7 protein-coding genes are annotated in these 14,397 nt (G+C 40.2%); all 7 read left to right on the plus strand.

All coding sequences use genetic code 11. The annotated features are described in order from the left end of the window. Positions 1-64: 64 nt before the first annotated feature. Complete coding sequence (locus tag ACOCEA_RS01370) at positions 65-3,388, plus strand: glycosyl hydrolase (RefSeq protein ID WP_420754398.1); 3,324 nt, start codon at positions 65-67, stop codon at positions 3,386-3,388. A gap of 31 nt (positions 3,389-3,419) precedes the next feature. Next, the gene (locus tag ACOCEA_RS01375; RefSeq protein ID WP_420754399.1) at positions 3,420-5,525 is read left to right on the plus strand and encodes a bifunctional aldolase/short-chain dehydrogenase; all 2,106 of its coding nucleotides are present in this window, start codon (positions 3,420-3,422) and stop codon (positions 5,523-5,525) included. 74 nt (positions 5,526-5,599) lie between these two features. Next, positions 5,600-6,880, plus strand: a complete 1,281-nt coding sequence (locus ACOCEA_RS01380) for a sugar isomerase (RefSeq protein ID WP_420754400.1) — start codon at positions 5,600-5,602, stop codon at positions 6,878-6,880. Between the two features lie 6 nt (positions 6,881-6,886). Beyond that, positions 6,887-8,257, plus strand: a complete 1,371-nt coding sequence (locus ACOCEA_RS01385) for an FGGY-family carbohydrate kinase (RefSeq protein ID WP_420754401.1) — start codon at positions 6,887-6,889, stop codon at positions 8,255-8,257. 6 nt (positions 8,258-8,263) lie between these two features. Beyond that, positions 8,264-9,412 carry an alpha-hydroxy acid oxidase gene (locus ACOCEA_RS01390; RefSeq protein WP_420754402.1) on the plus strand — a complete coding sequence of 383 codons (1,149 nt, stop codon included), beginning with the start codon at positions 8,264-8,266 and terminating at the stop codon, positions 9,410-9,412. Positions 9,413-9,433: 21 nt separating this feature from the next. Next, entirely contained in the window at positions 9,434-10,843 is a 1,410-nt protein-coding gene (locus ACOCEA_RS01395; RefSeq protein WP_420754403.1) for a purine-cytosine permease family protein, read from the plus strand. Between the two features lie 459 nt (positions 10,844-11,302). Then, positions 11,303-14,371: a SusC/RagA family TonB-linked outer membrane protein gene (locus tag ACOCEA_RS01400; protein ID WP_420754404.1), complete on the plus strand. Its 3,069-nt coding sequence runs from the start codon at positions 11,303-11,305 to the stop codon at positions 14,369-14,371. Positions 14,372-14,397 lie beyond the last annotated feature (26 nt).

Consider the following 14,397-nt stretch of genomic DNA (forward strand, 5'->3'; position numbering starts at 1 on the left):
AGACAAAACGAATTAATTTAGTACCCTTGTAATCTACTTACGGAATCTTATAGAAGCACACAATATGAAATTTGAAAATATCTTTTGGACAACCTTGTTCTTGTTTGGTCTTTTTGCCAGTTGCGAAGAAAAATCGGAGACCCAGGAAACTTCCCTAAACGCTGAAGAGCTGCTCCAAAATTTTCAAAATCCGCCAAATGAGGCCAAACCAAGGGTTTGGTGGCACTGGATGAATGGCAATGTGACCAAAAACGGAATCAGAAAAGACCTGGAATGGATGCACCGTACAGGAATTGGTGGTTTCCAAAATTTTGATGCCAACCTTTTTACGCCTGTAGTGGTAGAAAAGAAATTGGTCTTTATGGAGCCTGACTGGAAAGATGCCTTTAAGTTCACCACTGACCTGGCCGATAGCCTAAAGCTTGAAATGGCCATTGCTGGATCCCCAGGATGGAGCGTAACCGGTGGCCCATGGGTTGAACCTAAAGATGGTATGAAAAAATATGTTTGGTCAGAACTTGTAATTGAAGGTGGAAAAACATTTGAAGGAAAGTTACCTGCACCTCCAACCGCTACGGGAGCGTTTCAAAATGTTGGTCCGGAAGAGGGGATCAGTATGAATGCAGCCCCAAGGGAATTACCGGAATACTACAATGATGCGGCAGTAGTAGCATTTCAATTGAACGAGGCACCTACAACACTTGATGACCTTCGGCCTAAAGTAACGTCATCGGCCGGGAAATTTCAATTGGCCGACCTCTCGGATGGGGACTTACACCACGGTTCTTTTTTACCGCCTTCCAGTATTGGCGAAGATATGTGGATCCAATATGAATTCAATACAACACAGACTTTTAGCGCCTATACGGTGACAGGTGCTTATCACAATGCATTGGAACAATTCAATGGAAGTCCAGACAATAGGGCTTTATTGGTCAGTGACGATGGTAAGAATTTTAAAAAGGTAACGGATATCCCGGGTACTTTGGTACCTCAGACCACAGGTTCTTTTCCGGAGACTACGGCCAAGTACTGGCGTTTTGCTATTAAGACATTACCTCCTGCACCTTCTGGTATTGCCGCTATGTTCGGGGCACCAACACCTACCGAACCGGATGGTATAGAGGTTGCAGAGTTTAATTTGTTCGCTACCCCACGCATTCCGCTTTATGAACAAAAAGCCGGATTTGCAGCCTGGAGGGAAAAACTCTTGACCGTGGAACAGAATCCGACGGTAGGCGTTGCTCCTAAAAACGTCATTGACCTTACGGATAAAATGGATGACGATGGCAACCTTCAGTGGGAAGTGCCCCAGGGCAACTGGAAGATCATCCGTTTGGGATACAGCTTAACAGGGCGTGAGAACCACCCAGCTTCACCAGAGGCTACAGGCTTGGAAGTAGACAAACTAGATGCGGATGCTGTTCGTAAATACATTAACACGTATTTAGATATGTACAAAGATGCCACCGATGGCCGTATGGGCGCGGAAGGCTTAGGATATATAATTTTGGACAGCTATGAGGCCGGACACATGAACTGGACACATAACATGTCACCGGAGTTCCAAAAACGAAGAGGTTATGACATGACCCCGTGGATCCCTGTTTTGACAGGGCATATTATAGGTAATAGCGAACAATCTGAAAAATTTCTGTGGGATTTTAGAAAGACCATTGGCGAGATGATTGCTGATAACCATTATGATGTCATAGGGGAAGAATTGTACAAAAGGGGCATGAAGCGGTACACTGAGTCCCATGAAGGTGGTCGAATCTATCTGGCCGATGGTATGGATGTAAAACGTAACGCGGATATACCTATGAGCGCCATGTGGACACCCGGAAGCCTTGCCGGTGGTAACGATGAAGAGGTACGAAGTGAGGCTGATATTAGAGAAGCGGCATCCGTAGCCAACATCTACGGCAAACCCTATGTAGCAGCAGAGTCCATGACTGCTATACAGAATGCTTTTTCATGGCATCCTGAGAAACTGAAGCGTACCGCCGATTTGGAATTGGCATCCGGCCTCAACCGATATGTCATCCATACATCCGTACACCAACCTTTAGACGATAAAATGCCCGGATTTTCATTAGGTCCTTTTGGACAATATTTCGGACGTCAGGAAACTTGGTCCGGTGCGGGAGCAAAAGCATGGGTAGATTATCTGGCTCGCAGCTCTTACTTACTGCAGCAAGGCCAGAACGTAGCGGATATTCTATACCTCTATGGGGAAAACGATAATGTTACCCTTATTAGCACGGAAAGTCTACCGAACATACCACAGGGGCACGAGTTCGATTTTACCAGCGCTACCATTTTAAAAGAGGCCATTTCTGCGGAAGCAGGAAAATTAAAGGCCAAAAGTGGGGTTACCTATGAAATGCTACAATTGGATAAAGGCACACATAGAATGACCATGTCCACCTTACAAAAGCTTAAGGAACTGGCTGACGCCGGCGTGAAAATCAAGGGTACTAAACCTATTGGCACACCTAGTTTAACAGATGATATAGAAGCATTTAAAGTCTTGGCCGATGAAATTTGGAACAAATCCAATGTGGGTGAAAACATCGCCCTGGGAGTACCAAAGGATGTTGAAATAACTGGCACGGACCATAAGATTCTTTTTCGTCATAGGGCTTCAGGCAACAGCCATATTTATTGGCTGAACAACAGAAGTATAGACCCCACAGAGGCTAAAATAGCATTTCGGGTTACGGGCAAACAGCCTAAAAAATGGAATCCGCAGACAGGGGAGATCTCTGAAGTAGGCTATGCCATAGAAAATGGCAAAACCCTTATTCAACTACCCTTTACCTCGTGGGATGCCTTTTTTATCCTCTTTTTGGATGATACCTCGGCCAATAGTCTAAGCCTTCCCGAATCCAATATGGAAACCCTGGCAACCGTAGAGGGATCATGGCAAGTGAATTTTCAGGAAAACCGAGGAGCTCCTGCTTCAACTACTTTTGAGAACCTACAATCATGGACGGAAAGAGAGGAAGAGGGCATCAAGCATTTTTCAGGCACGGCAACCTACCTAAATACTTTTTCCATTTCCGAGAAAGAGGAAGGCAATACCTATCATATCAATCTGGGAGAGGTAAAGAACATTGCTGAAGTTATACTTAATGGCGTTAATGTGGGTACCGTTTGGAAAGTACCTTTTGAATTGGATGTTACCGATGCTATTAAAACAGGTGAAAACACATTGGAAATTAAGGTAACCAATACTTGGGTAAACCGCTTGATCGGCGATGCACAAAAGAAGCCAGAAGAAAAGATTACCTTTACTACTATGCCCTTCTATCGGGGTAATGAAGACCTTTTAACCTCAGGATTAATGGGTCCCGTAAAACTCATTGAGCAAAGAAAACAGTAAACTTGAAAAACAGCCATTATAAAAATAAAAGATGAGCACAAAAACAACAGCATTTAAACATGTAGACTACCTGTGGGACGATGATAAAGCCGCAGCATTAGGAGATGACCAAGTAGCATTATTTTTATACCGTTCCAACATTTTAGGCGCCGATCTACGGATTACCAACTATGGTGGCGGAAACACAAGTTGTAAGACCATAGAAAAAGACCCTTTGACCAATGAAGAGGTTGAGGTGATGTGGATCAAAGGTTCCGGTGGCGATATTGGCACCTTGACCAAAGCTGGTATTGCAGGTCTATATACCAAAAGACTTCGTGATCTTAAAAACGTATATGGAGGTCTTGCCGATGAAGACCGAATGGTAGGTCTTTTTAACCATTGCATTTACGATCTGGACAGTAAGGCACCATCGATAGATACGCCGTTACATGGTTTATTACCTTTTAAACATATAGACCACTTGCATCCTGATGCCCTAATTGCCGTTGCAGCAGCAAAAGACAGCGAAAAAGTGACCAAGGAAATTTGGGGAGATACTATGGGATGGGTGCCATGGCAAAGACCTGGTTTTGATCTAGGTTTACAATTAGAAAAATGTTTGAACGATAATCCGGGCATACGTGGGATTGTTCTAGGAAGTCATGGCCTATTTACTTGGGGAGATACTTCTTATGAAAGTTATATGAACAGTTTGGAGGTTATAGAAATGGCATCCGAATACATAGAGAAAAAGATAAAAGAGAATGGTAGTGTTTTTGGAGGACAAAAAGTAAAATCACTGCCAGCCACGGAAAGAAAAGAAAAAGCGGCCCAATTAATGCCGTTACTGCGTGGGCTTTGTTCCTCAGAAGCTAGAATGATTGGTCACTTTAATGATAGTGATGTAGTTCTAGAGTACATCAACAGTAATGATTTGGAAAGATTGGCGCCTATGGGTACCTCTTGCCCAGACCATTTTTTAAGAACCAAGATACAACCATTGGTGTTGGACTTGAATGTCAATGAAAATACCAATGATTCTGATGTTCTGCTAAAAAAACTAGAGCCTTCATTTGAAAAATACCGTCAAGAGTATGCGGCCTATTATAATACTTGCAAACGTGACAATAGTCCCGCCATGCGAGATCCTAATCCCGTAATTATCATATATCCAGGAGTAGGCATGTTCAGTTTTGCAAAAAATAAGCAAACTACCCGTGTAGCCAACGAATTTTATATCAACGCCATTAATGTGATGCGTGGTGCAGAAGCGATTACATCTTATACTTCCTTACCAAGACAAGAAGCTTTTGATATTGAGTATTGGTTATTGGAAGAAGCTAAATTACAGCGTATGCCCAAGGAAAAACCACTATCAAGGAGGGTGGCTTTTGTGACCGGAGCCGGGGGTGGCATAGGTAAGGCCATTGCCGATAAATTGGCCGAAGAGGGAGCAAATGTTGTACTAAGTGATATTTCAGGGGAACGTTTACAGGAAGCTTTGGAAACCTACCCTAGGGACGTAGCAAGTTATGCCATCTGTGATGTAACCAAAAGTGAATCTATTGCCGAGGCCTACAAAAAAGCGTGTTTAGAGTTTGGAGGCGTAGATATTATTGTCCATAGTGCCGGCCTGGCCATCTCCAAGCCTTTGACCGAAACTACGGACCAAGATTGGGACATATTACAAAACGTATTGGTTAAAGGCCAATTTGAATTGGCAAAACAAGGTGTAACTATCATGCGTCAGCAAGGCCTAGGTGGTGATATTATTAACATTGCCAGCAAAAACGGATTGGTTTCAGGACCTAATAACGTGGGTTATGGAACGGCCAAAGCGGCCCAACAACACATGTCCAGATTATTGGCGGCAGAACTTGCTTCCGATAAAATCCGGGTTAATGTTGTAAATCCAGATGGGGTTATCGTAGGTAGTAAGATCTGGGAGGGTGCATGGGCAGAAGGCCGTGCCAAAGCGTATGGAATTACTGTGGAGGAGCTCCCAGCCCATTATGCCAAAAGAAATTTATTAAATGAAATAATCTATCCAGAAGACATTGCTAATGGCGTATTTGCCTTAGTGGGCATATTGGATAAATCCACAGGAAATATTATCAATGTAGATGGTGGTATGGCCAATGCATTTGTTAGATAGAAAAATTATTGAAAGTTGGGGAAGTTTGTCCACAAATAAAAAGCTTGAACAGTTTCCCCATTTAAAGAATATATATGATACTTAATAATTCAGATATAGCAGCAGACAATCAAAAGTCGCTGCAGGATCATGAAGATAGATTTGACTTTTTGTCCAACACTTTGACAAAAGCAAATATCAACGTTAATGACCTAGTAAAAAAATTGTCAGATTTCCAAGTTGCCATACCAAGTTGGGCATTAGGGGCAGGCGGCACTCGCTTTGGTCGATTTTCATTTGGTGGTGAACCTGCTACCTTGGAACAAAAAATTGATGATGTTGGCATTCTCCATGCCTTAACACAAACCGCAGGCGCAATTTCATTGCATATTCCATGGGACATACCAACAGATTACAATGCTATTAAGGAGAAAGCTGCCGAACATAGTTTAATTTTCGATGCTGTAAACTCCAATACTTTCCAAGATCAAAACAATGCTAAAGAAAGTTACAAGTATGGGTCTTTAAGCAATACCAGTGCCGCTTCGCGGGAACAAGCGGTTCAACATAATATAGATGTTATAAAAATTGGCGAAAAACTAGGTTCCAAAAGTCTTACGGTTTGGCTAGCTGATGGGGCAAATTTTCCTGGACAAACTAATTTTCAATCTGCTTTGTTACATACAGAAGATAGTTTGAAGAAAATATACAAGTCCATGCCAAAAGACTGGAGTTTGTTTATTGAATACAAACCCTATGAACCCAATTTTTACAGTACCGTAATCCAAGATTGGGGAACTTCCTTTATGTTGGCAAACGCCTGTGGCGAGCGTGCCTATACCTTGGTAGATTTGGGCCATCATTTGCCCAATACCAATATTGAACAAATTGTGGCAACACTTATGCTAAAAGGTAAGTTGGGCGGGTTTCACTTTAACGACAGCAAATATGGTGATGATGACCTGACTGTAGGTTCAATAAAACCCTTTGCTTTATTCTTAATCTTTAACGAATTGGTCCAAGGCATGCAGAACAATCCACAAAACCCGTATCCAGCTTGGATGATAGATGCGAGCCATAACATCAAAGATCCTTTGGAAGATTTGATTCAATCCTTGGAAGCTATTCAAGAGGCTTATGCCAAAGCGATGCTCATCGATCAGAAAAAATTAAAGGAAGCCCAAGCAGCACAAGATGTTACGCTTTGTCAGGAAATAATCCAATCTGCTTACAGGACAGATGTTAGACCCCTTTTGGCAAAAGCCAGATTGGCCAGAGGTGGGGCCCTATCCCCTATCTCAACCTACCGAAATCTAAAAGTTAGACAAACCCTAATAAACGAAAGAGGAGTCAACTCTATTGCATCTGGATTGTAAAAACCAATGGATAAAGTAACAGCCATATTCGATATCGGTAAAACGAATAAGAAATTCTTCTTGTTCGATGCTGATTTTCAAGAGATTTATAGGGAATATTCTTCCTTTGAACCCATTGCCGATGAGGATGGCCACCCAACCGAAAATCTTGAAGCATTACAGAACTGGTTAAAGGAGGTATTTCACCGAATCCTAAAAGAGGGAAATTATAATATTACCGCAATAAATTTTTCCACTTATGGCGCCAGTCTGGTTCATTTAGATGAAAACGGGGAAGTATTGACTCCACTTTACAATTACACAAAACCTTTGGACCAGGAAATAATCGATGATTTTTTTGCCAAATATGGTCCAGAAGATGAATTTGCCGCGGCAACAGGTTCTACAAATTCTGGGATGCTCAACTCTGGAATGCAACTCTATTGGTTAAAAAGAACAAAACCGGAAGTATTCAAGAAAATAAAATACTCCCTTCATCTGCCCCAATATATCAGTTATATATTTACTGGTATTCCTATTAGTGAGTATACGAGTATTGGGTGCCATACGGCCATGTGGGACTATAGCAAAAAAGATTATCATACTTGGATCTATAAAGAAAACCTCAACACAATATTGCCTCCTATCGTTTCCACGGAAACCAGTATCAATATGAATTACAATGGCAAGCGAATAAAAATAGGAGTGGGAATTCATGATAGCTCTGCCGCACTTTTACCCTATGTACGCAGTACAAAAAAGAAGTTTATTTTAGTGTCCACAGGAACTTGGAGTATTTCACTAAACCCTTTTGAGAACCGAAACTTAACCCAAGCTGAGGTAAAACAGGACTGTATCAATTATATGCGTATTAACGGAAAACCGGTGAAATCCACTCGCCTATTTTTGGGTAACGAATATAGCCTTCAGGTAAAAAAACTATCAACCTATTTTAAGGTATCTATGGATTACCATAAAACCGTAAAATTTGACAAGCAACTCTATCTGAAAATTTCCAATAATTTTGAACCTATGTTTACATGGGAGAGTTTAAGGAACACCAACAGATTGACCGGAAACAAAATTCCGTATAAAACATTTGAAGAGGCCTATCATCAACTAATGATAGAACTTGTACAGCTTCAAGTACAGAACATTCAACTGGCAAAAGGAAACCTTAACATTAAAAAACTATTTGTAGACGGTGGCTTTAGCGATAATGATATCTATATTAAATTGTTGTCATACTATTTAAACGATATGAAGCTTAGAACAACCGACTCATCATTAGGTTCAGCTTTGGGAGCAGCAATTGCAATATCGGATACCAAACTGAATTCAAAATTCCTAAGAAAAAATTATTCCTTAAAAAAACACATCCCTTTTATTACCAAATAAGAAAACATGGCTACAAATTTTGATTCCAATTACCCCTCTGTAGATGATTTACGAAACAAGGCCAAATCTAGAATACCTAGGTTTGCTTTTGAATATTTGGATGGTGGCTGTAATGAGGATGTAAGCTTGGCCAGAAATACTTCTGACATTCGTAAAGTACAATTAGAGCCCAGATACCTTCAAAATTATGGCACAAGCTCTATAAAGACCAAGGTGATGGGAATGGAGTTTGATGCCCCATTTGGTATTGCCCCAGTAGGCTTACAAGGGCTTATGTGGCCAAATTCACCAGCTATACTCGCCAAGGCGGCTTTTAAACACAATATTCCATTTATACTAAGTACGGTTACTACCATGGATATTGAAAAGGCCAGTGAATTAACCGAGGGTAAGGCCTGGTTTCAATTATACAATCCAGTAGATGATGCCATTAGGGATGATATTATTGATCGTGCCCAAGCGGCAGGGTGCCCCGTATTGGTTTTGCTCTGTGATGTTCCCACTTTTGGATTCCGCCCAAGGGATTTTAAAAACGGACTGGCATTGCCCCCAAAAATGACTTTGGCCAACATACTTCAAATATTAGGTAAACCAACATGGGCTTATAACACTTTAAAGTATGGCCAGCCCACTTTTGAAAATCTTAAACCATACACTCCGGAAGGATTGAACCTAAAACAATTAGGTGCTTTTATGGATAAGACCTTCTCAGGTCGTTTGAACGAGGAAAAAATAAAACCTATCCGAGATAAATGGAAGGGCAAATTGGTCTTAAAGGGTGTAGCTTCCGAACAGGACACCAAGGACGCCATTAAAATGGGATTTGACGGTATCATCCTATCCAATCATGGAGGCAGACAATTGGATGCCGCACAATCAACCATCGGCACTTTACAGAATATAGCTGCAACATATAGTGATCAAATAGAAATCATGTTAGACAGTGGCCTACGTTCCGGTCCAGACATTGCCAGGGTTATGGCCTGTGGGGCCAAATTTACCTTTATGGGACGTTCTTTTATGTATGGTGCCGGAGCATTGGGCAACAAAGGGGGAGACCACACTATTGGTATGCTGAAAACACAATTTAAACAGGTAATGGACCAACTCTGCTGTGAGCATGTTGAGGATTTACCCAATCATTTGATAAAATAATAACCAACCAAAACTAAAAATATGAGTCAGTTTAATATTGAAGAAGAAATAGAAGACATTGCTGGCGGTGAATTTGAAAGAACACCGGTACCACAATCCAAGTTAAAAAGTTGGAAAAGCTTTTTAGGTATGTATGCAGGTGAACATGCCGCAGGAACTGAATTCGTCATTGGCCCATTATTTTTAACTACAGGAGTCAGTGCCTTTGATTTGATTATAGGTTTGTTGTTAGGCAACCTAATGGCCGTTCTTTCTTGGCGATTTCTAACTTCTGAAATTGCAGTTAAAAGAAGGTTGACACTCTACTATCAGCTAGAAAAAATATGTGGCACTAAGTTAGTTGTGGCTTATAATTTAGCTAATGGGGTACTATTTTGTTTCTTGGCCGGTGCCATGATTACCGTATCGGCAACTGCAGTAGGCATTCCTTTTGATATGGAAATGCCAAAATTAACCGATACCATGCCAAACGGTGCTACTTGGGTGATTATCGTACTTATTATAGGCGCAGTAATTTCTTTGGTTGCTTCTAAAGGGTACGATATGGTTTCCAAAGCCGCCAATTGGATGTCTCCGGTAATCGTACTTGCATTTTTAGTATGCGGTATCGTTGCACTTCAACAATTGGGAGTAGGTAGTTTTTCTGACTTTTGGAATATTTGGGGAGAGGGAAGTGAGCCCTTTCCAGGGCAAATAAAATATACGTTTTGGCATGTATTCTTTTGGTCTTGGTTTGCAAATGCAGCAATGCATATTGGCATGTCTGACCTTTCCGTTTTTAGGTTTGCCAAAAAAGCAAGTTCTGGATGGACAACTGCGGCAGGCATGTATGTAGGTCATTATATGGCCTGGATCGCAGCTGCTTTGTTATACGCAGTTTATGTGCAAACTCCGGAAGCACAAGCATTATTGGGACAGGGCGAAGCTCCTACCGTGGCCCCAGGCCCACTGGCCTATAATGCAATTGGGGTATTTGGAATCATTGCCGTAATACTTGCAGGCTGGACTACAGCCAACCCTACCATTTATAGGGCTGGACTAGCTTTTCAGGCGATTATGCCAAAAGCCTCTACTTTTTGGGTCACTATCTTAGCAGGTTCAGTTGCTACCATAGCTGGGCTTTTTCCTGCCTTTGCAATGAAACTATTGGATTTTGTGGCATTATATGGTTTTATTTTAGCACCTATTGGAGCCATTATCGTTTTTGAACATTTCTTTCATAAACAAGCCGGTATTTTAACAGACTATGCGGAAAAAGCAAACTTGCAGTTCAACAAATCGGTTTTGTTCGCTTGGGCCATTAGTTTTGGACTGTTCTATTTTATATCAGTACAATTTAATGTATTTCTTTCCTTCGTAACCTTACCAGCCTGGCTATTGTGCGGTGTGCTATTTATACTGTTTAGTAAAGCTATTCAGAAGAAGGGTTAACTAAGGGTATCTTAGTAATAAATCCAATCTACTATTGGTAAAAACAATAAGATACAATGAGTGCGTATTAGAAATTAGCTGAAAGTACACACCATCTTTATTTAAGTGTGCTCAAATCTCTTGTACTAATTACGAGTACTAATTTATTTATTCTGGGGTTTTTTAATTCTAGAGCGAATAATTTATGCTTCATTTTAATTCATAACTCGGTAAAAAAAGTTCTAAGAGGTTAACTTTTTATAAAATATTTTGGTCAAATAAAGCGTTGAATACACTTTAAAAAGTAATCGATTACGCAAAATTGCCTCCCATTTCCTTATAATTGCATGTTTTTTGTGTTTTTTTGTCATATTTTTAAAAAAAACGCCTCATATTTAGGGTCTTAATAAGTTTAAATCGATATAATTGCTATATTAGTTTAACGAGATTTTAACATAAATAACCTAATCCAACACAAACATGAAAAAAAAACACATTAAAAAATTAAGGCGTAAAACAAAATGTTTACTCCTAACTCTTGTACTTGGTTTTTTAGGTGTCTCTCCTCTATTAGGACATTCTATTTTGGAAACGAGTTTCAGCAAAAATCCACAATCTACCATAACAGGTAACATATCGGATGAAAATGGTGTTCCATTACCAGGTGCCAGTGTTGTAGTAAAAGGGACAACGACGGGAGCCGTAGCAGATTTCGATGGTAATTATAGTATTAATGCGCCTTCTGATGGTACATTAATTTTTAGTTACGTAGGTTATGGGAAAAGCGAAGTACAAATTAATGGTAGAACCACTGTTAATGCACAACTAAGTCCAGATGCTTCCTTATTGGATGAAGTAGTTTTGGTAGGTTATGGAACCCAGAAAAAAGGAGAAGTAACCGGTGCAATAGAAACAGTTTCTGCTGAACAATTAAGCATTGTACAAGTATCTAGTAGTATTGATGCTATTAAGGGGCAAATTGCTGGTGTAGATGTCCAATCTACTGGTGGTCGCCCTGGTCAAAACCCAACGGTGAGAATTAGGGGTAGACGATCGATTAGCGCATCCAACGACCCTTTATATGTTGTTGATGGTATACCATTGATAGACGGTCCAAATTCCATGGCGGATATTAACCCCGATGATATTGCGACTATGCAAGTATTAAAAGATGCTGCTGCAACCGCAGTATATGGTTCAAGGGGTGCAAATGGTGTAATCTTAGTATCAACCAACCGAGGCAGGGTAGGAAAGACTAAAATAACATATAGCAGCCGTTATGGTGTTACTTCTGCAACTAAACTTGTGGATATGATGAATGGTGCAGAATTTGCAGATTTAAAAAGAGAGTCTAGGCGTGTTGGCTGGAATGGAGCTATTCCAGCAGATACAGAGGTTTTCTTAGACCCTATAGAATTAGAATCACTAGCACAAGGACGCTCAACTGACTACCAAGACTTAGTAACCGGAAATGGTTGGCAAACCAATCATCAAATTGGAATAAGTGGAGGGTCGGAAAACACAACTTTTAGTACTTCAATAGGTTATTTCAAGGAGCAAGGCATCATAAGTAACCAAGATTTTGAAAGATTCTCTGGACGTGTAAATGTGGATCATAAAATCAATGACATTTTCAAGATTGGCGCTTCCTTTTTAGTGGCCAAAACAGAACAAAATTGGGGTTCAAATGCTACCTTGGGAGAAGCTTTAGCCAATAACCCATTAGGTGTACCCTATGATGAGAATGGGGATTTAAAGTTCTTACCAACAAACGACGGTATCAGAACCAATCCTTTAAATGAGTTGGTTGAAGGAGCATATATCGACGAAAGACAGCAAACCAGAATATTTGCCCCTGTTTATTTAGATATCAATATTATGGAAGGTCTTAAATGGACAACCACGTTTGGGCCAGATATTAGAATAGGGAGAAGAGGCACTTTTGCAGGTAGTCTTACCAATACTAACAGAGGTGGCCCAGGAAGAGCTGGTATTATTAATGTAAATGATTTTGGGTATACCCTTGAAAATTTATTAACGTATAATAAAGCGTTAACGGATAGACAGAATCTAAAAGTAACACTACTGCAAAGTATTCAAAAATCTAGAATAGAATTTAACAATGGTAATGTCACCGGTATTCCATATGAATCGCAATCATTCTATAATTTAGGTTCTGCCACCCAAGGTGGTGTGCTAAATTCTGGATTAACAGAATGGGCGCTAGCCTCCTTTATGGGTAGGGTAAATTATGATTTTGATGGCAAATATCTGTTTCAAGCTTCATTACGTGCAGATGGGTCGTCTAGATTGGCACCTGGAAACCAATGGAAATATTTCCCTGGTGTATCCGCTGGTTGGAGAATGGATCAAGAAGAATTCTTGGCAAATACGCCGGTTTCAGAAATGAAATTAAGAGCTTCTTACGGTGAGGTTGGTAACACCTCAGTATTACCCTACCAAACAGCAGGTAGACTAGCTAGCTCTGTTTATGCCTTTGGAGAATCGCCAGCATTAGGTTTTGGACTAAATGAAATACCAAATGAAGATTTAACATGGGAGGTATCTAAAACCTTGGATATTGGTTTAGATTATGGCTTCTTTAACAATAGACTAGTTGGATCTTTTGATTGGTTTAGAACCAATACGGTAGATCTATTATTGGAAAGAAGTTTACCTTCTACATCTGGTTACCAAAATGTATTACAAAATGTAGGCTCTACCAGAACTACTGGTTTTGAATTTTCTGTAAGCGGAGGTATTATAGATAATGATGGTGATGGATTTAATTGGGATGTAGACTTAAATATTTCTACATATAATGAAGAAATTACTGAGTTGGCATTAACGGATGCAGATGGTAATCCACAGGACGACATAGGAAACGGTTGGTTTATTGGACAACCTATTCAAGTGTTCTATGACTATGAAAAAATTGGTATTTGGCAGGCAAATGAAGAAGCGGCCGCTTTAGCTGCTGATAATAAGGTTCCTGGTGAAATTAAGTTAAATGACTTAAACGGTGATGGGGTTATTACACCAGATGACCGAAAAATAATAGGTGATGGTGTACCGGACTTTTATGGTGGTTTTAATAACAAATTCTCATATAAAGGGTTTGATTTGGGAGTATTCTTCGTATTTAGACAAGGGCACACCGTACAATCTAATTTCCATGCTGGTAATAACTCCCTTTTCGGAAGATACAATAACTTGGATGTGGATTATTGGACTGTAGATAACCCAACTAACGCATATCCAAGACCAAATGAGAACCAGGAAAGTCCAAGAAATGGATCTACGCTTCGTTATTTTGATGGTAGTTTCTTAAAACTTAGAAATGTATCCTTAGGGTATAATCTTCCTGATACTATAGTTGAAAAATTGAGTATGGAGAAACTTCGTATTTCCCTTGCCGGACAGAACTTATGGTTTACAAGTGATTATGATACCTATGACCCTGAAATTTCAGAGGATAATACTGATTTGAACAGTGGCGTGGTACCAAGTACTAAGCAATGGTCACTATCATTAAAGGCAACATTTTAATCATAAAAAAAATTGTTAATTTAAAC

This window comes from Maribacter luteocoastalis, from assembly GCF_048890225.1.
GTDB lineage: Bacteria > Bacteroidota > Bacteroidia > Flavobacteriales > Flavobacteriaceae > Maribacter > Maribacter luteocoastalis.

Bases quoted from the DNA above. Each gene is read 5' to 3' on its own strand.
- ACOCEA_RS01400 (WP_420754404.1), top strand. From the start codon at position 11,303: ATGAAAAAAAAACACATTAAAAAATTAAGGCGTAAAACAAAATGTTTA.
- ACOCEA_RS01375 (WP_420754399.1), top strand. From the start codon at position 3,420: ATGAGCACAAAAACAACAGCATTTAAACATGTAGACTACCTGTGGGAC.
- ACOCEA_RS01390 (WP_420754402.1), top strand. From the start codon at position 8,264: ATGGCTACAAATTTTGATTCCAATTACCCCTCTGTAGATGATTTACGA.
- ACOCEA_RS01395 (WP_420754403.1), top strand. From the start codon at position 9,434: ATGAGTCAGTTTAATATTGAAGAAGAAATAGAAGACATTGCTGGCGGT.
- ACOCEA_RS01370 (WP_420754398.1), top strand. From the start codon at position 65: ATGAAATTTGAAAATATCTTTTGGACAACCTTGTTCTTGTTTGGTCTT.
- ACOCEA_RS01385 (WP_420754401.1), top strand. From the start codon at position 6,887: ATGGATAAAGTAACAGCCATATTCGATATCGGTAAAACGAATAAGAAA.
- ACOCEA_RS01380 (WP_420754400.1), top strand. From the start codon at position 5,600: ATGATACTTAATAATTCAGATATAGCAGCAGACAATCAAAAGTCGCTG.